Source organism: Falsirhodobacter sp. 1013, from assembly GCF_051195255.1.
In the GTDB taxonomy this organism is placed as follows: Bacteria; Pseudomonadota; Alphaproteobacteria; order Rhodobacterales; family Rhodobacteraceae; genus Falsirhodobacter.
The window spans coordinates 109,499-129,403 of the sequence record NZ_JBNJLK010000009.1 but is presented as its reverse complement, the minus strand read 5'-3'; the positions used below and the strand labels follow the sequence as shown (position 1 = coordinate 129,403).

18 protein-coding genes and 1 pseudogene are annotated in these 19,905 nt (G+C 68.5%); 8 read left to right on the top strand and 11 right to left on the bottom strand.

What is annotated here, in order from left to right; all coding sequences use genetic code 11:
• Positions 1-22 precede the first annotated feature (22 nt).
• The 3 genes and pseudogenes from ACSHZY_RS13435 to ACSHZY_RS13425 all read left to right on the top strand — a co-directional run bounded on the left by ACSHZY_RS13435 (position 23) and on the right by ACSHZY_RS13425 (position 1,235).
• A complete protein-coding gene (locus tag ACSHZY_RS13435; RefSeq protein WP_435169917.1) occupies positions 23-148 on the top strand; it encodes an acyl-CoA dehydrogenase family protein in 126 nt (41 codons plus the stop codon).
• A pseudogene (locus ACSHZY_RS13430) lies at positions 139-869 on the top strand (acyl-CoA dehydrogenase family protein); the annotation flags it as partial. The gene ACSHZY_RS13435 and the pseudogene ACSHZY_RS13430, both read left to right, overlap by 10 nt.
• A gap of 105 nt (positions 870-974) precedes the next feature.
• Positions 975-1,235: a hypothetical protein gene (locus tag ACSHZY_RS13425; RefSeq protein ID WP_435169927.1), complete on the top strand. Its 261-nt coding sequence runs from the start codon at positions 975-977 to the stop codon at positions 1,233-1,235.
• Positions 1,236-1,239: 4 nt separating this feature from the next.
• Here the strand turns inward: ACSHZY_RS13425 and ACSHZY_RS13420 are convergent, their stop codons facing one another.
• Positions 1,240-1,677 carry a MarR family winged helix-turn-helix transcriptional regulator gene (locus ACSHZY_RS13420; protein WP_435169915.1) on the bottom strand — a complete coding sequence of 146 codons (438 nt, stop codon included), beginning with the start codon at positions 1,675-1,677 and terminating at the stop codon, positions 1,240-1,242.
• Between the two features lie 110 nt (positions 1,678-1,787).
• Here ACSHZY_RS13420 and ACSHZY_RS13415 point away from each other — a divergent pair, with 110 nt between their 5' ends.
• Positions 1,788-3,239, top strand: a complete 1,452-nt coding sequence (locus tag ACSHZY_RS13415) for an aldehyde dehydrogenase (RefSeq protein WP_435169913.1) — start codon at positions 1,788-1,790, stop codon at positions 3,237-3,239.
• Between the two features lie 45 nt (positions 3,240-3,284).
• On the opposite strand, the gene ACSHZY_RS13410 is transcribed toward ACSHZY_RS13415, so the two are convergent.
• Both ACSHZY_RS13410 and ACSHZY_RS13405 read right to left on the bottom strand, forming a co-directional pair.
• On the bottom strand, positions 3,285-4,112 hold the full coding sequence (locus ACSHZY_RS13410; RefSeq protein ID WP_435169911.1) for an aldo/keto reductase: 828 nt from the start codon (positions 4,110-4,112) through the stop codon (positions 3,285-3,287).
• 15 nt (positions 4,113-4,127) lie between these two features.
• The gene (locus tag ACSHZY_RS13405) at positions 4,128-5,309 is read right to left on the bottom strand and encodes an MFS transporter (RefSeq protein ID WP_435169909.1); all 1,182 of its coding nucleotides are present in this window, start codon (positions 5,307-5,309) and stop codon (positions 4,128-4,130) included.
• Between the two features lie 102 nt (positions 5,310-5,411).
• Between ACSHZY_RS13405 and ACSHZY_RS13400 the strand changes: the two genes are divergently transcribed.
• The gene (locus ACSHZY_RS13400) at positions 5,412-6,311 is read left to right on the top strand and encodes a LysR family transcriptional regulator (protein WP_435169907.1); all 900 of its coding nucleotides are present in this window, start codon (positions 5,412-5,414) and stop codon (positions 6,309-6,311) included.
• A 3-nt stretch (positions 6,312-6,314) separates the two neighbouring features.
• On the opposite strand, the gene ACSHZY_RS13395 is transcribed toward ACSHZY_RS13400, so the two are convergent.
• From ACSHZY_RS13395 to ACSHZY_RS13385, 3 genes are all read right to left on the bottom strand, one after another.
• Positions 6,315-8,171 carry an amidohydrolase family protein gene (locus ACSHZY_RS13395; RefSeq protein ID WP_435169905.1) on the bottom strand — a complete coding sequence of 619 codons (1,857 nt, stop codon included), beginning with the start codon at positions 8,169-8,171 and terminating at the stop codon, positions 6,315-6,317.
• A 103-nt stretch (positions 8,172-8,274) separates the two neighbouring features.
• Positions 8,275-8,955 (bottom strand): hydrolase, encoded by a 681-nt coding sequence (locus ACSHZY_RS13390; RefSeq protein ID WP_435169902.1) that lies wholly within the window; start codon positions 8,953-8,955, stop codon positions 8,275-8,277.
• Between the two features lie 111 nt (positions 8,956-9,066).
• Positions 9,067-9,981 carry a glycosyl hydrolase 53 family protein gene (locus ACSHZY_RS13385; protein ID WP_435169900.1) on the bottom strand — a complete coding sequence of 305 codons (915 nt, stop codon included), beginning with the start codon at positions 9,979-9,981 and terminating at the stop codon, positions 9,067-9,069.
• A 166-nt stretch (positions 9,982-10,147) separates the two neighbouring features.
• Between ACSHZY_RS13385 and ACSHZY_RS13380 the strand changes: the two genes are divergently transcribed.
• Together ACSHZY_RS13380 and malQ are read left to right on the top strand one after the other, a co-directional pair.
• On the top strand, positions 10,148-11,410 hold the full coding sequence (locus tag ACSHZY_RS13380) for a Hint domain-containing protein (RefSeq protein WP_435169899.1): 1,263 nt from the start codon (positions 10,148-10,150) through the stop codon (positions 11,408-11,410).
• Between the two features lie 82 nt (positions 11,411-11,492).
• Positions 11,493-13,277 carry a 4-alpha-glucanotransferase gene (gene malQ, locus ACSHZY_RS13375; RefSeq protein WP_435169897.1) on the top strand — a complete coding sequence of 595 codons (1,785 nt, stop codon included), beginning with the start codon at positions 11,493-11,495 and terminating at the stop codon, positions 13,275-13,277.
• A gap of 36 nt (positions 13,278-13,313) precedes the next feature.
• Here malQ and ACSHZY_RS13370 read toward each other — a convergent pair whose 3' ends face one another.
• Entirely contained in the window at positions 13,314-14,495 is a 1,182-nt protein-coding gene (locus tag ACSHZY_RS13370) for an MBL fold metallo-hydrolase (RefSeq protein WP_435169896.1), read from the bottom strand.
• A 171-nt stretch (positions 14,496-14,666) separates the two neighbouring features.
• Here ACSHZY_RS13370 and ACSHZY_RS13365 point away from each other — a divergent pair, with 171 nt between their 5' ends.
• Positions 14,667-15,578: a sugar kinase gene (locus ACSHZY_RS13365; protein ID WP_435169894.1), complete on the top strand. Its 912-nt coding sequence runs from the start codon at positions 14,667-14,669 to the stop codon at positions 15,576-15,578.
• Here the strand turns inward: ACSHZY_RS13365 and ACSHZY_RS13360 are convergent.
• The 4 genes from ACSHZY_RS13360 to ACSHZY_RS13345 are packed head-to-tail and all read right to left on the bottom strand — an operon-like array spanning position 15,575 to position 19,760.
• Positions 15,575-16,288, bottom strand: a complete 714-nt coding sequence (locus tag ACSHZY_RS13360) for a FadR/GntR family transcriptional regulator (protein ID WP_435169892.1) — start codon at positions 16,286-16,288, stop codon at positions 15,575-15,577. The genes ACSHZY_RS13365 and ACSHZY_RS13360 overlap by 4 nt on opposite strands.
• Position 16,289: 1 nt before the next feature.
• The gene (locus tag ACSHZY_RS13355) at positions 16,290-17,294 is read right to left on the bottom strand and encodes a four-carbon acid sugar kinase family protein (RefSeq protein WP_435169890.1); all 1,005 of its coding nucleotides are present in this window, start codon (positions 17,292-17,294) and stop codon (positions 16,290-16,292) included.
• Positions 17,295-17,323: 29 nt separating this feature from the next.
• Positions 17,324-18,205, bottom strand: a complete 882-nt coding sequence (locus ACSHZY_RS13350; RefSeq protein ID WP_435169888.1) for a dihydrodipicolinate synthase family protein — start codon at positions 18,203-18,205, stop codon at positions 17,324-17,326.
• A 55-nt stretch (positions 18,206-18,260) separates the two neighbouring features.
• Positions 18,261-19,760 (bottom strand): ABC transporter substrate-binding protein, encoded by a 1,500-nt coding sequence (locus ACSHZY_RS13345; protein WP_435169887.1) that lies wholly within the window; start codon positions 19,758-19,760, stop codon positions 18,261-18,263.
• Between the last annotated feature and the right edge of the window lie 145 nt (positions 19,761-19,905).

The window sequence follows — 19,905 nt, the reverse complement described above, 5'->3', positions numbered from 1 at the left end:
CGGCCCCTGGGGAGGACATTTCATGAACGACAGCCTCCAGATGGTGCCGGGGGTGGCGCGCACCATCCTCAACTTCGGGACGGAGGATCAGAAGGAACGCTGGCTGCCCCGCCTCGCCACGGGGAATGGCTCACGGCCATGGCGCTGACGGAACCGGGTGCCGGCTCCGACCTGTCGGGCATCCGGACCCGCGCCGTGAAAACCGGCGAGCACTGGGTGCTGGGGGGGGAGAAGATCTTCATCTCCGGCGGGGATCCGGACCTGTCGCCCCACATCCTGCACCTCGTGCTGGCCCGCACCGGCCGCCCCGAGGAGGGAACCCGCGGCCTCAGCCTGTTCCTCGCCCCCTCCACCGAGGGGGGCAGCGCCCGTTCCTCCATCACCGTGACGCGGATCGAGGAGAAGCTGGGCCTTCACGGATCGCCCACCTGCCAGATATCCTATGACGGCGCCAAGGCCGAACTGCTGGGCGATCTGGGCGGAGGGCTGCGCGCCATGTTCACCCTGATGAACCACGCCCGGCTGGAAGTCTCCCTGCACGGGCTGGCCCACGCCGCGCGCGCCAGCCACATCGCCCGCGCCCATGCGGCGGAACGGGTGCAGGGCGGCAAGCCGCTGGACCGTCACGCCGACGTGCGCCGGATGCTGGACGAGGCGGAGTCCCTGTCCCTGTGCGGCCGCATCGTGACCCTGACCGTGATGACCGAACTGCAACGGGACGACGACACGCCGCTGGTCGATTTCCTGACGCCGGTGGCCAAGGTCATGGGCACGATGCGGGCATCCGCGCGGCAGATCTGGCGATCCAGGTGCTGGGCGGATACGGCTATGTCCGCGAATACCGGGTGGAACAGACATGGCGGGACGCGCGCATCACGTCCATCTACGAAGGGGCGAACGGGATCCATGCGCGCCAGCTTGCGACCCGCGGCCTGCGCCATGGGGGCGGCGCGGCGGCCGACGCGTTCGACGCGATGATCGCCGAGATGCCGGAGCTTTCCCCCGAACTTGACCTCTGGCGGCAGGCCCGCAAACGCCTGGCGGCCCGCGAGGAACCCGAGGCGGAGGCCCACGCCTTCATGCAATTGACCATCACGCTGGTGCTGGCCCACGTGGCGCATAAGCTTGACGCGGCGGCCGCGGCGTCCCCCGTTCCCGAACGCTACGCCCGCACGGCCGCGTTCGTGGCCGGACGCACGCCGGCGCTGGCGGCCTTCTGGGCCTCGCAATACTGAGTTGTCAGGGCGCCTCCTCCATCCACACCCGGCCCAGAAGGCGGCGCAGTTCCGCCTGTTCGGCGGGGGAGAGGCGTTCCAGCATCCGCGCCTCGTGATCGCGCAGGCGCCGCAGCCAGTCCTGCGCCGCAGCCTTGCCTTCCGGCGTCGGATACAGGCGCTGGATGCGCTGGTCGGCGGCGTCCGTTTCGCGCGTGAACAGGCCCTGCCCTTCCAGATCGACCAGCAACTGGACGATATTGGCGCGTTGCAGGCCCAGCGTCCGGCAAATCTCGGCCGCGCTGACGCCCGGCTGCTCCACGATGCACATCAGCACGCTCAGCGTGGCCGGGCGCCCGTTGACGGGTTGAAGCGCGGCCAGCGCGCCCGCCAGATCAAAGACCGAGGCGCGCCGCAGATGATACCCCACCAATGACTGCAGGCCAGTGCCCTCCTCCGGCATGGACTGCCCTCCTTTTTCCAACGACGCTATGGCGCATAACATTATCTTCGCTAGTCTTTCCCCACAAGAGCGGCCCGCGATTCGGGGCCTCGCAGTTTGGGAGAACTGTCGTGACGATCATTAACCTGCGCATCGCCGGGACGGAACGTGCATCCGGAACGAACCGGACGTTCCACCGCATGAACCCGGTCACCGGGGCCGTGGCCACCGAAGCCGCCGCCGCCAGCGTGGACGACGCCCGCGCCGCCGCCGACGCCGCGGCCGCCGCCTTTCCCGCCTGGGCCGCCCTTGGGCCCAACGCCCGCCGCGCCATCCTTCTGAAGGCCGCCGACGCGCTGGCCGCGAAGGCCGATATCCTGACCGAGGCCATGGCCACGGAAATCGGGGCGACGGTGGGCTGGGCGCGGTTCAACGTGGGCCTCGCCTCCTCCATGCTGCGGGAAGCGGCGTCGCTGACCACGCAGGTCATGGGCGAGGTGATCCCTTCGGACAAGCCGGGCTGCCTGTCCATGTCGATCCGCGAACCGGCGGGCGTCTGCCTTGGCATCGCGCCATGGAACGCGCCGGTCATCCTGGGCGTACGGGCGCTGGCGACGCCCTTGGCCTGCGGCAACGCCGTCGTCTTCAAGGCATCGGAAATCTGCCCCCGCACCCATTCCCTGATCGTGCAGGCGCTGGAGGAAGGCGGCCTGCCGCCCGGCGTCGTCAGCCTTGTCACCAATGCGCCGGAAGATGCGGGCGACATCGTGGGCGCGCTGATCGACCATCCGGCCATCCGCCGCATCAACTTCACCGGCTCGACCAAGGTCGGCCGGATCATCGCGGAACGCGCGGGCCGCAACCTCAAGCCCTGCCTGCTGGAACTGGGCGGCAAAGCCCCGCTGCTGGTCCTGAAGGACGCCGACCTGGACGAGGCGGTGAAGGCCGCCATCTTCGGCGCCTATTTCAACCAGGGCCAGATCTGCATGTCCACCGAACGCATCATCGTGGTGGAGGAGGTGGCCGAGGCCTTCGTGCAGCGCTTCACCGAACGCGCCCAAGGGCTGAAGGCGGGCGATCCCGCGAAGGGCGAAGCCCCGCTGGGCGCGGTGGTGGATGCCCACACCGTCGCCAAGGTGCAGGCCTTGGTCGAGGACGCGCAAAGCAAGGGCGCCCGCATCACCAGCGCCGGTCGGGCCGAAGGCGTGCTGCTGCCCGCGCAGGTCGTGGACGGCGTCACCTCCGGCATGCGGATCTATGCCGAGGAAAGCTTCGGCCCCGTGGTCGCGATCCTGCGCGCCAAGGACGAGGCGGACGCCATCCGGCTGGCCAATGACAGCGAATACGGGTTGTCGGCGGCGGTGTTCACGCGCGACATCTCGCGCGGGATCGCGGTCGCGCGGCAGATCCGGTCGGGCATCTGCCACATCAACGGCGCCACCGTGCATGACGAGGCGCAGATGCCCTTCGGCGGCACCGGCGCCTCCGGCTATGGCCGGTTCGGCGGCCAGTCCGGCATCGCGGAATTCACGGAGCTTCGCTGGGTCACGATCGAAACGCAGCCCGGTCACTTCCCGATCTGACCCCCGCCGATCCGGCCCGTCGCGGGCCGGATCTTCGTCTCGGGATCAGTCCCAGTGCGGGGCCAGCTTCTGCGGGCTGACGATGCGGCCGTCGGCCTTTGCCAGCCCGTGGATCGCGGCCATCTCCGCCTCCGACAGCTCGAAGTCAAAGATGGCGAGGTTTTCGGGCAAGCGCCCCGCCTTCGCCGTCTTCGACAGCACGACCACGTCGGGCTGCTGCACCTGCCAGCGCAGGGCCACCTGCGCCGCCGACTTGCCGTGCCTTGCGCCGATCTCGGCCAGAACCGGATCGGTGGCCGATTTCCCGTCGGCCATCGCATAGTATCCGGTCAGCGACATCCCCAACTCTCGCGCGGCGGCCAGAACGGCGGTCTGGTCCAGCCACGGGTGGTATTCCACCTGGTTCGTGACCAGCGGTGCCGCGCTCAGCTTCGCGGCCTCGTGCATCTGCGCGGAGGAATAGTTGCTGATGCCGATATGGCGGGTCATCCCGGACGCGCGGGCGCGGTTCAGCCCCTCGATCTGGTCGGCGCGTGACACGTCGCTGCCGCCGGGCCAGTGCAGAAGCAGCAGGTCCACATGGTCCGTGCCCAGCTTGCGCAGGCTTTCCTCCACCGAGGGGATGAAATCGGCGGGGGCGAACTTGTCCACCCAGACCTTCGTGGTCAGGAAGATCTGGTCCCGCGCGATGCCCGAGGACGCGATGGCCGCGCCCACGGCCTCCTCGTTGCCATAGATCTGGGCGGTGTCCACGTGGCGGAAGCCAAGGCGCAGCGCCTCGGGCAGGACATCGGCCACCTCGGCCGCGTCCATGCGGAAGGTGCCGAAGCCAAGCGCGGGGATGGTCGCGCCGTTTGCGGTGATGCTGTGCATGATGCTCTCCTTTTCTCACGCGGTAAGTGTGGTGTTCGGATGGGCGCGATCCAGTGCCGCGCTGCGCAGGGTCAGGATCAGCGCGCCCACGACCAGCACCGCCCCCACCCAGGGCGTCGCCCCAAGGCCGAGGGGGGAGCCGACGACCGTGCCGCCCGCCCAGGCCCCGATCGCGATGCCAAGGTTGAAGGCCGCGATGTTGAAGGCGGAGGCGACATCGACGGAACCCGGCCGCTCCTCCTGCGCCAGTTGCACGACATAGATCTGCAACCCCGGCACGTTGGCAAAGGACAAAAAGCCCATGGCCGCCAGCGTCACCAGCGCAAGGACGGGATGCGGCGCGGTGAAGGTGAACAGCGCGAGCACAGCGGCCTGCGCGGCGAAAAGCCCGACCAGGGCGCGCGCCGGATCGCGGTTGGCGATGCGCCCGCCCAGCAGGTTCCCCGCCGCGATGGCCAGCCCGTAAAGAACCAGGATCAGGCTGACGGCGGAGGAGGAGAAGCCCGAGATCTCCTCAAGGATCGCGGCAAGATAGGTGAAGGCCACAAAGGTCCCGCCATAACCAAGGGCGGTCATGGCGTACACGCGCAGCAGCCGGGTGCTGGTCAGCACGCGCACCTGTTCGCGCAGGGGCGCCGCGTCGGGGCGCGCGATGTTCGCGGGCAGCAGCAGGGCGATGCCCGCCATGGCGATGGCGCCCAGCAGGCTGACGCCCCAGAAGGTCGCGCGCCAGCCGAAGGTCTGGCCGATCAGCGTTCCCAGCGGTACGCCCGTCACGATGGCGAAGGTCAGCCCCATGAACATCAGCGCGATGGCCGAGGCGCGTTTGTCCGGCGCGACAAGGCTGGCCGCGATGGTCGCCCCGACCGAGAAGAACACGCCATGGGCGAAGGCCGACAGCACCCGCCCCGCCAGCAGCGGCGTGTAAGAAGGGCTGAGCGCCGCGATGACGTTGCCAAGGATGAACAGCGCCATGAGCCCCAGCAGCAGGGGCTTGCGCGGCATCCGCGACGCCATGGCCGTCAGGATGGGTGCGCCGAAGGTCACGCCAAGCGCATAGACGCTGACGATCAGGCCCGCGACGGGCAGGGTGATGGAAAGATCGTTTGCCACGGTCGGCAGAAGGCCGACGATGACGAACTCGGTCGTGCCGATCGCATAGGCCGCGATCGTGAGGGCGATGAGGGCGGGGGGCAAGGGAAGGCTCCTGTCGTTGGGCCCTCCATATGACGTGCATCATCCCGCTTGATAATCGCATCAATCGGCGAAACAATTGTGCTTGGCAGGCAAAGGTGGATGATGGACAACCGGCTGGGAGAGATGGAGATCTTCACGCGCGTGGCCGCCACGGGCAGCTTTTCCGCCGCCGCGCGGCAACTGGGCCAGACCCCGTCGGCCGTCAGCCGCGCCATCACCCGGCTGGAGGAGCGGTTGCGCGTGCGACTTCTGGTGCGGTCGACCCGCAGCCTGACGCCCACGCCGGAAGGCGAAGCCTATCTGGCGGAGGCGCGCCTTCTGCTGGACCGGCTGGCCGACATGGAAAGCCGGATCGGCCGGGGCACGCAGACGCCGCAGGGCCCGCTGCGCGTCAGCGCCACCGTGGGTTTCGGCGCGCTCGTGGTGCTGCCGCTGGTGCCGGCCTTTCTGAAGACCTACCCGCAGGTGCAGCTGGACCTCACGCTCAGCGATGCGGTGGTGGATCTGTGGCAGGAACGGACGGATCTGGCGCTGCGGTCGGGGCGGCTGAAGGCGTCGTCGCTGACGGCGCGGCGGATCACGACGATGCGGCGTGTGGTGGTGGCCGCGCCCGACTATCTGGCGCGGCGTGGGGTGCCGCGGCACCCGGCGGATCTGGGGGGGCACGACGCGCTCTTGTACAACTTCCAGCCGCCGGAATGGGCCTTCCGCGATCCCGCCACAGGCGAGGCGCTGCGCCAGCCGGTGCGTGGCCCCTTCGCGGGCAGCGACGGCACGATCCTGCGTCAGGTCTGCCTTGCGGGTCTGGGCCTCTTGCGGACCGGCGACACGGTGGTGGCCGCCGACATCGCCGAAGGCCGGCTGGTGGAGGTTCTGACCGATTACGCCCCGCCCGAACCGGAAGCGCTGCACGCCGTTTATGCCGGCCATCCGCATCTGGCCACGCGCATCCGCGCCTTTGTGGAGTTTCTGGCCGCCCATGTCCCCACCTGCGGCCGGTAATGGTCAGACGGCCCAGCAGGCACAGCCAAGCGCACCCCAGAAGCCTTTGAGGTCGGACACCGGAACGCCGCTGCCCCAGGCGCTGGCATGGTCGTGCCCGTGCACCCCGCAGGACGACGCGCAGCCGCAGCGGACCGCCGCCTGTTGCGCCACCTGCGTCTGGCCCCAGCCGCCATAGCCGCCGAAGTTGCGCACGGGCGACCAGTCGGGCATCGCGGGCGGGATCGGGCGGTCGTGGTCCGCAAACGCGCCCTTGGCGAAGACGACCTTGCCGCCCACCATCGTCAGGTCGGCCGTGATGTCGGGAATGTCGGCCTCCGGACAGGCGAAGAAGTCGCGGTCGGGCACCACCAGATCGGCAAGGTAGCCCGGCGCGATCCGCCCCCGCCGCCCTTCGTCGTTGGAGAACCACGCGACCTTTTCCGTCCACATCCGCAGGGCCGTTTCGCGGTCCAGCCGGTTGCGTTCCGGCGTCAGGCGCAGGCCGCCCACCGTCTTGCCCGACACCAGCCAGGACAGCCCCACCCACGGGTTGTAGGACGCCACCCGCGTCGCGTCCGTTCCGGCGGACACGTGCACGCCCTTGTCCAGCATCTTCGCCACCGGCGGCGTGGCCTCGGCCGCCCGCGCGCCATAGCGTTCCACGAAATATTCGCCCTGATAGGCCATGCGGTGCTGCACCGCGACCCCGCCGCCAAGCGCCGCGATCCGGTCGATGGAGCGGTCGGAGATCGTTTCGGCGTGGTCGAAGAACCAGTGGATCCCGTCCAGCGGAATGTCTTGGTTCACCTTCTCGAACACGTCCAGCGCGCGGGTGATCGTTTCGTCATAGGTGGCGTGCATCCGCCAGGGCCAGCGATTCTCGGCCAGGATGCGGACGACGTCTTCCAGCTCCTCCTCCATCTCGGGCACGAGGTCGGGGCGCGGTTCGCGGAAGTCCTCGAAGTCGGCGGCGGAAAAGACCAGCATCTCCCCCGCGCCGTTATGGCGGAAGTAGTCGGTGCCCTGCCGGTACTTGACCGACTTCGTCCATTTCAGGAAGTCCTCCTTCTCCTCCTTCGGCTTCTGGGTGAACAGGTTGTAGGCCAGCCGCACCGTCAGCTGATCGTCATCGGCCAGCTTCTGGATGATTTCGTAATCGTCGGGATAGTTCTGCATCCCGCCGCCCGCGTCGATGACGCCGGTCACGCCCAGCCGGTTCAACTCCCGCATGAAGTGGCGGGTGGAGTTCAGCTGATAGTCGAAGGGCAGTTTCGGCCCACGCGACAGCGTGGCGTACAGGATCCCCGCGTTGGGCTTGGCCAGCAGCAGGCCGGTGGGGTTGCCGCGCGCGTCGCGCTGGATCTCTCCTCCGGGCGGGTTCGGCGTGTTGCGGTCATAGCCCACGGCGCGCAGGGCGGCGGCGTTCAGAAGCGCGCGATCGTAAAGGTGCAGGATGAAGACGGGTGTGTCGGGGGCGGCGGCATTGATCTCCTCCAGCGTGGGCAGGCGCTTTTCGGCGAACTGGTGTTCGGTGAAGCCGCCGACAATGCGGACCCATTGCGGCGGCGGCGTGATCTCCACCTGCCGGCGCAGCATGTTCATGGCGTCCGACAGGGACCGCACGCCGTCCCACCGCAGCTCCATGTTGTAGTTGAGGCCGCCACGCACGACATGGGTGTGGTTGTCGATCAGGCCGGGCAGCACGGACCGCCCGCCCATGTCGATCAAGCGCGTCGCCTCCCCGGCCAGCTTCAGGATCTCGGCATCCCTGCCGGTGGCGGTGAAGGTGCCGTCCTTGATCGCGACGGCCTGCGCCATGGGCGCCTCGCGGTCCAGCGTCGTGATGCGCGCGTTGTGAAGGATCAGGTCGGGGTGCATCAGGACGTCCTTGTGCTGCGCCCGGCGTTTGCCGGGCCGGTGGGGGCGATTGTGTCAACGGGGCCCTTCCGGCGTCAACGGGCGCGCCGGAAGGGAAAACGCCTCAGGCCGGGATCGGGGCCAGCGTCGCGCCGGTATGCGCGCTGCGCGACGGCGCCTGGTGCACCATGGTGTAGGCGTAATCGACGCCCATGCCGTAAGCGCCCAAATGTTCGCGCACCACGTTCATCACCGCGTTGTAGGTGTCCCGCTTGGCCCAATCGCGCTGCCATTCCAGCATCACCTGCTGCCAGGTCACCGGGATCACGCCCACCTGGATCATGCGCAGCATCGCCATGTCATGCGCTTCCTTGCTGGTCCCGCCCGAGGCGTCGGACACCATGTAGATCTCGTAATCCGTGTCGGCCATCGCCGACAGCGCGAAGGAGGTGTTGCAGACCTCGGTCCACAGGCCCGACACGATGATCTTCTTGCGGCCATTGGCGGCCAGCGCGTCGCGCACCTTCCGGTCGTCCCACGAATTCATGGAGGTGCGTTCCAGCAGCGGGGCGTCGGGGAACACGTCCAGCAGTTCCGGATAGGTCTGCCCCGAGAAGCTTTCGGTTTCCACGGTGGTGATCGTCGTCGGGATGTCGAAGATCTTCGCGGCCTTGGCCAGCGCGACGGTGTTGTTCTTCAGGACCTGCCGGTCGATCGACTGCACGCCGAAGGCCATCTGCGGCTGGTGGTCGATGAAGATGATCTGGCTGTTCAGGGCGGTCAGAAGTTCCAGTTTGCCGGTCATGTCCGTGGTCCTTTCCAAGGGGTTGATGTCGTTGCAAGACCAACCTGCCCCAGATGGACCATGAACATAATCCGTATAATAATCAGCAATCCATTGCGCTTGGTGCAATGATCACACCAGTTGCCTTAGCGCGTCCGACAGCAGGGGGTCCACCGACAGGTCGGCCCGGATCAGCCCGTGGCTCCATCTCTGGCGGGACCGGGGCGCGTGCCAGGGCGGGCAGTCGATCACCGGATACCAGCACAGGCCCTGCACGTCCGCGCCGCGGCGGCGGGCGATCTCCATCTCCTCCAGCACGTGCCGCAGCCAGAGGCCCTTGTGGAAGTTCGGGTAACGGTGGTGGTGGACGGGATGGCCGTCATGCCAACTGGTTTCCAACACCATCACCGGCTTGCCATACCGGCGCCATGTCTTCAGCAGCACCTTCGACAGCGCCGTACGCGCGGTGTGCGGGTAATAGTTCACGCCCACCACATCCACGTGGACCGCCGAAACGATGGCGTCCGTCGCCGCGAACTGGCGGTCGCCGATACCGATGATCGGGTCGGTCGTCAGGATGCCCACGTCGGGGTGATGATCGCGGGCGACGCGGGCCATCAGGATCGCCATGTCCACCGCCTCGTGCCACGGCAGGCCGGCGATGCGCGGATAAAGCGAGGGTTCGTTGACCGGGCACAGCCACAGGCGGCCCGGTCCGTTGATGGCCAGCGCCTCCTCGGCCACGCTGCGGGCCCAATGGGCGGGATCGTGGTTGCGGTGGTAATGCGACAGGTCCCAGATCGCCTCCACCCCCGCGGCATGGGCCACGCGCAGCCGGTCCCCGATGTCATGGCCGGGCACCAGCCCGTCGCGCACCGTGACCATGCCGTGATCCCGCGCGATGCGGAAATGGTCCGCCATCCGCCTGCCGGGGGTGTGGCCGGTGGTGTGCAGAAGATCGTGGCGGCCGTGATGCACAAGGCCGCATTCGAAGCCCGCGATCACCGCGCTTCCAAAAAGGGGGCTGTCGAACAGGGAGGCTTGCATGGCGGCTCCATAGGCCCGTGGCGCGGGGAATGGCAAGGCGGTCCCCCGCAGCATCCGTAAAATTGCTGATATTGCGTTGCGCCCACCGCGCGCGATCTTCAGTCCTCGGAAAGATATGGGGGCCAAACCCGTCGGCATCAGGACAAGCGATGTCGAAGGAACGACCATGACCGATCAAACCACCGGGGCCGAGGGTTCCTGGGCCTACCGCTTCTACGATCACGACTTCACCTCGGCCGACGGGCAGGCGGACGACATCACCTCGGGCACGCTGACGGGCCAGGGCTACGCCAAGGGTTTCGAGGTGGACGCGCTGGCGAAATCCGTGCGGGGAACGGACACCAACCCCGACAACTTCGGCGTCGTCTACACCAGCACGCTGAACGTGACCGAAGGCGGCACCTACACCTTCGACACCTCCTCGGACGACGGATCGCGCATCGTGATCCGCGACGCCGACGGAAACCCCGTGACCTTCCACAACGCGGACGGGCAGGACAAGGCGTTCCTCGACAACGACTATCACCAGGGGTTCACGGGCCGCAGCGGCACGGTGGAGCTTCCGTCCGGCACCTACTCGATCGAGGTGGTGTATTGGGAAAACGAAGGCTCCAACCTGATCCACGCGCACATTGCCGGCCCCGACACGGGCGGGCAGAGGGTGGATCTGGCCACCAGCCCGATGATCGGCGTCCCCCCGTCCCCGTATGAGGTGACAACCCCCGACGGCCAGCACATTCTTGACATGGGCGAGGAGACGGGCTTCACCACCGACATCACCGGCCGCAACTCCGCCACGGGCGCCAAGACGGGAACCGTCACGCTGGCCAACGGCACCGTCATCCCCTTCCGCGACGTGGACCAGATCATCTGCTTCACCCCCGGCGCGATGATCCGCACGCTGGGCGGCACCCGTCCGGTGGAGTCGCTGAGGGTGGGCGACATGGTGCTGACGCGCGACCGCGGCCCGCAGGCCATCCGCTGGATCGGCACCTCCACCGTGCCGGGCAAGGGCCGCTTCGCCCCGATCCTGCTGCGCCCGCGCGCCTTGCCGGACCTGACGGCGGATCTCCTCGTCTCCCCCCAGCACCGGATGCTGATCGAAGGGTATCGCGCGCAGCTTCTGTTCGCCGAGGACGAGGTGCTGGCCCCCGCCCGTCACATGGTCGACGGCACCGCCGTCACGGTGGAGGAGCGGGAGGCGGTCACCTACATCCACCTGCTGTTCGATCGGCACGAGGTGATCTGGGCCAACGGCGCGGCCACCGAAAGCTATCACCCCGGCGGCTACAGCCTCGACGCCCTGTCCGCCCCCGTGCGGGAGGAGCTGTTCGCCCTGTTCCCCGCCCTGCGCACCCTGCCCGACAGCTATGGCCGGACCGCGCGCCGCGTTCTGAAGGCGTATGAGGTGCGGGCGCTGGACGACTGACGCGGGCCCCCGGAACAACGCGCGGATCCGGCACGTTGCCAACGGGGCGGAACAGGTCCGCCATGGCAAGAACGGTGGGCGAATGGACAGTCTGGAAACACGCGCGCGCAGCTTCGGCATCCAGCCGGAATACGAGGGGATGGGCGGCACCGTCCACACCGCGCCGCGCCAGACGCTGGAGGCCTTGGTGAAGGCCTTCGGCGACACCCCGGCGCTGGACCATCCGCACGAACTGCGCGCCCCTGGGGGCGTCCGCTGCCATCTTCCGGCGGACGGGCGGCGCGTCTGGGGCGTGGCGTTGCAGCTGTACCAGATCCGTTCGGCGCGGAACTGGGGCATCGGCGATTTCGCGGATCTGGAGGTGCTGGCCGGCCTTCTGGGCGCGGCGGGGGCGGATTTCATCGGGTTGAACCCGCTGCACGCGCTGTTCCTGTCGGACCCGTCGCGCCGCAGCCCCTTCTCCCCCTCGAACCGGCGGTTCCTGAACCCGATCTACATCGCGGTGGACCACGTCGCGGGCTTCCGCCCCGACATGGTGGACATGGCCGCGCTGGCCGCCTTGCGGGACACCGATCTGGTCGATTACCCCGCCGTGACCGCCCTGAAGATGCAGGCGCTGCGCACGATCTGGGAAGGGGCGGGCCGCCCTGATGTGCCGCCGGACTTCCACGCGCAGGGCCGCGCCGATCTGGACCGCCACGCCCTGTTCGAGGCGCTGTCGGCCGCCATGGCCGCCCAAGGCCACGGCGCCGGTTGGCAGGCCTGGCCCGCCGAATACCATGACGTCGCCGGTCCCGCCGTGGCCGGCTTTGCCCGCGATCACGCCGCCGACATCGCCTTCCACCGGTGGCTGCAGCAGGAAACCGACCGCCAACTGGCCGCCGCCCGCGCCACCTGCGATGCGGCGGGAATGGACATCGGGCTTTACCTCGATTTTGCCGTGGGGGAAGCGGCGGACGGGTCGGGCAGCTGGGGCGATCCGGATGTGATGTCCTCGGTCCGGATCGGGGCGCCGCCGGATTACTTCAACGAATACGGGCAGGACTGGGGTCTGGCCCCCTTGTCGGCGCTGCGGATGGCCGAAAGCCGCGCCGCACCCTATCGCGGGTTGATGGAACAGGCGACGCAGCAGGCGGGCGCCCTGCGGATCGATCATGCGATGGGCCTGTGGCAGCTGTTCCTGATCCCCGACGGCGCCGGTCCGGCCGAAGGCACCTATGTCCGCTATCCCATCGGCGACATGCTGACCGCGCTGGCCGAGGCGTCGAACAAGAACCGCACCCTCGTGATCGGGGAGGATCTGGGCAACGTCCCCCCCGGCTTCCGCGACGTGATGGAGGAGACGGGGATCCTGTCCTATCGCATCTTCTTCTTCGAACGGACCGAGGATGGCTACATCCCCCCGCCCGACTATCCGGCGCTGGCGCTGGCCTGCCTGTCCACGCATGACCTGCCGACCTTCCAGGGGTGGTGGATGGGCGACGATATCGCGCTGCGCGCCTCGCACGACCTGATCAGCGCCGAGGCGGCGGAGGAGCAGGCGGCGTCCCGCACGACCGAACGGCGCGAACTGCTGGGGGATCTGGCGGCATCGGGCCTTGTGACCCGCGACAAGGTCGCCCCCGGCCCCGCGCCGGAGGAGCTCGTGGTGGCCGTGCATCGCCATATGGCCCGCACGCCGTCCCTTCTGTTCGCCGCGCGGCTGGAGGATCTGGTGGGAGAGACGAAGCCCGTCAACGTGCCCAGCACGCTGGACGAATACCCGAACTGGCGCCTGAAGCTGGGCGTCCCGCTGGAGGAGATGGCCGCCTTCCCGCTGTTCGACGCCACCACCCGCGCCCTGCGCGCGGAACGTTCGAAAGCCTGAAGAACAAAGGCCGCGGAACCCGCGGCCTTTGTCCGGTCACCGAAGACGTGCCGGTTCGGCCGGCTGGCCCAGATAGCGGCTGGCGGGCGGCAGCCCGATCCGCGCAAAGCCGTTCGCCAACTGGTGCAGGGCGGAGCGGAACCGCATCCCGGCCCCCGCCGGACCATGGCCCGTCACGATCACGTCCGGCTCCAGATCCGCCAGCTTGCGGACCGAGGCTTCGGCCGCCGCCCAGTCGGAGGTGAAATAGGCGGGGGGGCCGTGCAGTTCCGGCTTCTGCGCCACGGCGTCGCGCAGGGACTCTTGTTGCGTGGTGGTGAAGGCGTCGCCCGCCACCAGCACGCGCGTCCGTTCCTTCCAGAACGACACGTGGCCGGGGGTATGACCGGGCGTGTGCAGCCAGCTCCACTCGTCCAGCATCGGCAGGGTGCCGTCCGCCGGCAGGTCCCGCACCCGCGCCCGCAGCCGCACGGGGCCGCGCGGGAACAAGGGCGACAGGGTGGCCATCGTGCCGCCCCCCACCTCGGGCGCGGCGGGGGGATAGGAGGCGTCGCCGTCCAGATGCGGGCGTTCCAGCGGATGGGCGTAGACGGGCACGTCCCAATGGTCGGCCAGCGTCTGCAACGCGCCCACATGGTCGAAATGCGCGTGCGTCAGCAGGATCGCCACCGGGGGCCGCCCGCCGAAACGATCCTGCGCCGCCGTCAGGATGGCAGAGGCGCAGCCCGGCAGGCCCGCATCGACCAGAACCCAGTCGCCCTGATCCGGGTGGCCAAGGAAGGCGACGTTGACGATGCCGGTCCGCAGATAGGCCAGATCCGCTGCCACCTCGGTCACGCGGTCCATCTTCACGCCGGTCAGCGCCAGCGGTGGCAGCGCCACGCCCGGCGCGGCCAGCGGCGCGGTCAATGCCGCCGCCCCAAGGCACAGCGCCCCATAGCCGCCCATCGCGCCGCGCAGGGCGGGGCTGTCCTGCATCGCGGCGGCAAGGAAGAAAGCCATGCCCTGCGCCGCATCCAGAACGCGATGTTCGTTCAGGTTCAGCCCGCCCGCGTGCCGCCCGTCATAGCGGGTGACAAGGCTGTAGGCCGCAAGGCCAAGCGCCGTCAGACGCAGGTTGCGCTTCGTGGCGGACGACATGGGCAGCACCGACGGCGCCACCGCCAGCGCCACGACCGAGGCCGCGTCGAGGGCCGCGTGAAGACGGGGCGGGATCATGCGCGCCACCGCGGGCGCTGTGCGATCATGGGGAACATGCTGTCTACCTTTCGCGTGTGCCGATGGAAACCGAACCGCAGGACAAGGAAGGTGGTTCCCCCCGCATCTTCGCCTTGTCTTGGGCGCAGGCTTGTCCGACAACGTTGCCAAGGCTCTGGGAGGGGGATGAGGATGAAGCTGCTGTCCATCGGCGAATGCATGGTCGAACTGTCCGGGACGGAGGAGGCGGGCGTCTTTCGCACCGGCTTTGCCGGCGACACGCTGAACACGGCCTGGTATCTGCGCGCCCTGCTGCCGACGGACTGGCAGGTAGGCTATCTGAGCGCCGTGGGCACGGACCCTTTGTCCGACCGGATGCTGCGGTTCATGGAAGACGGCGGGATCGACACCTCGCGCGTCCAACGCCATCCGGCGTGCGTGCCGGGGCTTTACATGATCGACCTGAAGGACGGCGAACGAAGCTTCACCTATTGGCGCGACACGGCGGCCGCGCGAACGCTGGCCGATGACGCGGAGCGGCTGGCGGCCGGTGTTGCCGATGCGGACGTGATCTATTTCTCCGGCATCACGATCGGGATCCTGACGGACACGGCGCGGGCCACGCTGTTCGCGGCGCTGGCGAAGCGCCGCACGGAAGGGGCGCGGATCGTGTTCGATCCGAACCTGCGCCCGCGTCTTTGGGCGTCCACGGATGCGATGTGCGCCGCCACGACCGAAGCCGCGCGGCTGGCCGACATCGCCCTCCCCTCGCATGATGATGAAGCGACGTGGTTCGGGGATGCCGATCCGGACGCGACCGCCCGCCGCTATCGCAATCTTGGCGCGGCCGAGGTGCTGGTGAAGAATGGCGGGGCCGACATGGCGCTGGCCCTTGGCGACGACCTGCGCCCCCTGCCCGCGATGGACCGCGTGACGCCGGTGGACACGACCGGCGCGGGCGACAGCTTCAACGGCGGCTATCTGGCGGCCCGGCTGACCGGTGCGTCGGCCGAGGAGGCCGCCCGGCGCGGCCATGCCGTCGCGATGAAGGTGGTGGGCCATCGCGGTGCGCTGATCCCGCCCGAGGAGCTGGAAGGGCTTTAACCCCGCGCCGGCGTCCGCTTCCCGAAGACGCGATCCTGCGATCCGATCAGGTGGGCGCGCATCAGGCGGCGCGCCGCGTCGGCGTCACGGTCGCGGATGGCGGCGAAGATCTCCGAATGCTCCAGAAATACCTGCGACAGGCCGCTGGTTTCGCGTTTGATAGAAGCGCCGTGGAAGCGCATCCCGGCGGCGATATGATCCTCCAGCGCCTCCATCGCGGTGGCGAAATAGGGGTTGCCTGACAGGTGCGCGATGGCAAGGTGGAATTGGAAGTCCGCGTCCGCGCGATGGGACTGGCGATTCGTCGCGTCGCGCATCAGGTCCAACGCCGCGGCCAGTGGGGCCAGATCAGCCGGCTCGTGACGCAAGGCGGCGCAGGCGGTGGCCTCCGGCTCCATCGTGATGCGGAATTCGTAGCAGTTCAGCAGGTCGGCCACGTTTTCCAACGCTCCGAAGCCCAAGGGTTGCTTCAGCCCGATGGCGCGCACGAAGCTGCCCGCGCCCTGCCGCGAATAGATCAGCCCCTGATCGCGCAGCCGGCGCAAAGCCTCGCGCACCACGGGGCGGGAAACTTCGAACTCCGCCGCCAGCTCATGCTCCGTCGGCAGGCGTTCGTCGGCCTGGTAGGCGCCGGACTTGATCGCTTTCTGCATCCGGTCAAAAACGAGTTCGGCAAGGCTCTTGCGGCCCGATTGCGGTGCGAGTTGCATCCTACCCCTCCCGGATCATGCGGATCACGCAGGCCAGCGTGTCTTCGGCCCCGAAGCCGCCGGATTTCGCGACGATGGTCATGCCGGCCGCCTGCGCCACGGGAAGCCCGGGCAACGCCTCGCCCAGAAGGCGCAGGGTGCGGATGCCTTGGGCGGACAGGACCGCCTCGGCCGTGGCGCCACCGGTCAGGAACAGGGTGTCGGGGGTCGGCAGGGCGCGCAGCCCGTGGGCGAGGTTGGCGGCCACGACGGTTCCGTCCACCCTGTCATCGCCTTGCGTGGCCTGGATCAGGGTGATGTCCGCCGTAGGCGTTTCGGGGATCATGCCGTTCGGCGCCTGCACCGGCCTCACCCCCTCCAGCGCCGCCAGCTGTGCCAGCGTGATCGGGTCGCGCGATCCCACGATCAGCATCCCGCGCGGACCGGCCAGCGCGGGGGCGTCCTCGTCCTTTTGCCCCGTCAGCTGGACGGCCAGCGCGCGTGCCAGCCCCCGCGCGCCGATCAGCAGCGCGTCGCCCGCATGGGCCAATGCGGCGCGCATCTCCTCCTCGGTCGCGGTGTCGGGAATGGCGGCGGGGCGACCAAGGCGGGAGGCGACGGCGATGGGATCGGCCACGCCGAAGCCCGCCACGCGGCCGTCCTGCACCACGCGGCCCAGATCGGGAATGGCGGGGGCGGCCAGCGCGGGGCCGTCCGGAAAGGCCGAAAGCTCCGCCGCGATGTTGCCCTTCAGGCGCGAATCCACCTTCTTGAACAGGCGCGCCCCGGCGGGCAGCCCCGCCAGCGCCGTCTTCACCGCCGCGCGCGCGGCCTCCGCCCCCACCTCACGCGAACGGGTGCTGACGGAAATCACCTGCGCGCCCGTGTCCACGGCTTCGGGAACGGCGTCGGGGGACAGCGCCACCTCCACCCGCAGGCCGCGGCCCGCAAAGGGGGCGGCCGCGTCCAGCGCGCCGGTCAGGTCGTCGGCGATGATCGCCAGAAGGGGAAGCGTGTCGCTGTGCATTCGAGGGTCCTTATCCCGCGCCCCGCCCCCTAGACCAGCGCGTATTTCTGCAGGATCGCGGTGATCTTGCGGTCCTGCTCGGCGTCCGGCAGCAGCGCCGGCTGCCGGCTGGCCCCGACCGACGGGTCGATCAGGAACAGCGCGCGCTTCACCAGCGCCGGCGGATAGCCAAGGGCGTAAAGGTCCTTGCGGAAGTTGCCGAAGATCTCCTGCTGACGCTCCGCCTCGGCGTGATCGCCCGCATTGTGGGCGCGCAGGATGGCGGCCAGCACGTCGGGCATGACGTTGCCAAGGCCGGAAATGCAGCCCGCCGCGCCGTTCATCAGCGACCAGTGCACCAGATGGTCGGGGCCTGAATAGACGGCAAAGGCCGGCTTTTCGCGGCCCACCTGAAGATAGGCCTCCAGCGTCTCCTGCGCGCCGCCGGAATCCTTGATGCCCGCGATGTTCGGATGATCGGCCAGCGCCTTTGCTGTCGCCGGTTCGATGTGGTTCTGGGTGCGGGCCGGGATGTCGTAAAGATAGACGGGCGTCGTCACCGCATCGGCAACGGCGGTGAAGTGGCGCACCATCCCGTCCTGCGTGCAGGCGATGAAGAAGGGCGTGATGACCGCGATGCCGTCCACGCCAAGCCGGTCGAACGCGCGCGCCAGCTTCACCGTCTCATACGTGGCGGGCATTCCGGCGTTCACGATGACCTTCGCACGTCCGGCCACTTCCTCCACCACGGCTCCGGTCAGGGCGACCTTTTCGTCGAAGGTCAGGGCGGTGAAGTCGCCATTGGTGCCCGCGCACATGATGTTGTTGCCGGCGTCCACCTGGCGGCGGACCTGGCGCCGGGTGGCGTCGAAATTGATCGTCTCGTCATCATGAAAGCAGGTGACAAGGGCCACGAACGCGTCTTGGGTCATCTTATGTCCTTGGGGAATGGGTCCCGGGCGTGGAGGTCGCCCGGGATCTGGTGGATCACTTGAACCCGATCTGCGACAGTTGCAGTTGCGAGTTCGTGGCGATCGTGGGCTTGAAGTCAAGGTTTTCGCCAACCCGTGTGAACCCGACCGTGTGGAACAGCGGGATGTCGGCGGCGATGTCGGTGTACAGATAGGCCATCAGTTCGGACCAGAGCTTCGCCCGCTCCTCCCCCGTGGCGGCGGAGGCGGCGGCGATCAACTCGTCGGCCTTCGGATCGTGGGTGCCGGACTGGCGGCCTTCGCTGTCATACTTGAAGAACATGGTGAAGACCGGGTCGCCCTTGTCGTTGTCATGCATCGCCATCAGCATGTAGGGGCCGGCGCTGGTCGGGAACGGGCGGGAGTAATACTGCTCGTGCTCCGCCACTTCCAGGAACTGCAGCTCGATGTTGAAGCCGGCATCGGTCAGCATCTGCTGGATGGCCTCGCCCACCTCGGTCACGGCGGGGAAGTTGCCGGTGCGCGCGATCAGCTTGATGGGCGTGTCCACCGGCACGCCATCGGCGCGGGCTTCCTCCAGCAGGGCTTTCGCGCCTTCGGGATCATAGGCGGTGGGTTCCACGTCCGGGTTCCAGCCCGCCGTCGTCGGCGGCACCAGCGCGGTGGCCAGCAGCGTGCCGTCGGCCATGACGGTGCCGATGAACGCTTCGCGGTCGATGGCCATCTTCAGCGCCTTGCGCACCCGCAGGTCGTTGACCGGGGCCACCGTGTGATCCAGCCGGATGTAGACGGTCTCAGAATTGAGGTAGCTGAAATCCGTCGCCTCGTTCGTGGCGTCCAGATCTGCGATGGAGGGGGCGAGGTCCGCCTCCCCCGCCGCGACCATGGCGGCGCGGACGGACGGGTCGGTCCGGAACAGGTAGGTGGCCGAGGTGACCTTGGGCTGTTCGCCCCAATAGCCGTCGCGGCGGGTCAGAACGATCTGCTGGCCGGGGGACCAGTCGGTCAGCTCGTAAGGGCCGGTGCCGACGGGCTGGCGCGTGAATTCGATCGGGGTTTCGGACGGGACGATCGTGACCAGCGACAGCAGCAGCGGCAGGATCGGCTGCACGGGATCGGCGCTGAAATCGACGGTCTTGTCGTCGACCACCGTCGCCTCCACCGTCATGCCGCCGAAATAGCGCGGCGTTTCGCAGCTGATCTGGTCGCTCATCGCGCGGTCGAAGGAATGCTTCACGTCCGCCGCGTCGAAGGTCGACCCGTCCGAGAAGGTCACCCCGTCGCGCAGGTGGAAACGCCAGCCGCCATCGTCCTTCTGTTCCCAGCTGGTCGCAAGGCGGGGGATGACGCCCTGGCCGCCGCGCGTGTCGTATTCCGTCAGCGTTTCGTTGATGTTCTGCAGGATCACGCGGCCGATGTTGGACCGCGTGGCCATGCACGGCTCCATCAGGTCCAGTTCCTCGCTGAGAACGATCCTGATGTCGGTGTCGGCGGCGTGCACGGGCGCCAGTCCGGCGGCGAGCATCAGCGCGCCAAGCGCAAGCGTAGTCTTCATCACAAACCTCCCAAGGCGATGCGGGACGCGGGCATGAAGCTCCTCCTCCGGACCCTCCCCATCTGCGGAAAGAACATGCGCCGGGGGTACAAAGTTGTCAATGTCGGTTTGTGTAAATGCGGAGATGTCCGGAAAACGAAGGTAT

Coding starts and splice junctions, on each gene's coding strand:
- ACSHZY_RS13435 (WP_435169917.1), top strand. CDS start 23: ATGAACGACAGCCTCCAGATGGTGCCGGGGGTGGCGCGCACCATCCTC.
- ACSHZY_RS13425 (WP_435169927.1), top strand. CDS start 975: ATGATCGCCGAGATGCCGGAGCTTTCCCCCGAACTTGACCTCTGGCGG.
- ACSHZY_RS13420 (WP_435169915.1), bottom strand. CDS start 1,677: ATGCCGGAGGAGGGCACTGGCCTGCAGTCATTGGTGGGGTATCATCTG.
- ACSHZY_RS13410 (WP_435169911.1), bottom strand. CDS start 4,112: ATGCACAGCATCACCGCAAACGGCGCGACCATCCCCGCGCTTGGCTTC.
- ACSHZY_RS13400 (WP_435169907.1), top strand. CDS start 5,412: ATGGACAACCGGCTGGGAGAGATGGAGATCTTCACGCGCGTGGCCGCC.
- ACSHZY_RS13395 (WP_435169905.1), bottom strand. CDS start 8,171: ATGCACCCCGACCTGATCCTTCACAACGCGCGCATCACGACGCTGGAC.
- ACSHZY_RS13390 (WP_435169902.1), bottom strand. CDS start 8,955: ATGACCGGCAAACTGGAACTTCTGACCGCCCTGAACAGCCAGATCATC.
- ACSHZY_RS13385 (WP_435169900.1), bottom strand. CDS start 9,981: ATGCAAGCCTCCCTGTTCGACAGCCCCCTTTTTGGAAGCGCGGTGATC.
- ACSHZY_RS13380 (WP_435169899.1), top strand. CDS start 10,148: ATGACCGATCAAACCACCGGGGCCGAGGGTTCCTGGGCCTACCGCTTC.
- malQ (WP_435169897.1), top strand. CDS start 11,493: ATGGACAGTCTGGAAACACGCGCGCGCAGCTTCGGCATCCAGCCGGAA.
- ACSHZY_RS13370 (WP_435169896.1), bottom strand. CDS start 14,495: ATGATCCCGCCCCGTCTTCACGCGGCCCTCGACGCGGCCTCGGTCGTG.
- ACSHZY_RS13365 (WP_435169894.1), top strand. CDS start 14,667: ATGAAGCTGCTGTCCATCGGCGAATGCATGGTCGAACTGTCCGGGACG.
- ACSHZY_RS13360 (WP_435169892.1), bottom strand. CDS start 16,288: ATGCAACTCGCACCGCAATCGGGCCGCAAGAGCCTTGCCGAACTCGTT.
- ACSHZY_RS13355 (WP_435169890.1), bottom strand. CDS start 17,294: ATGCACAGCGACACGCTTCCCCTTCTGGCGATCATCGCCGACGACCTG.
- ACSHZY_RS13350 (WP_435169888.1), bottom strand. CDS start 18,205: ATGACCCAAGACGCGTTCGTGGCCCTTGTCACCTGCTTTCATGATGAC.
- ACSHZY_RS13345 (WP_435169887.1), bottom strand. CDS start 19,760: ATGAAGACTACGCTTGCGCTTGGCGCGCTGATGCTCGCCGCCGGACTG.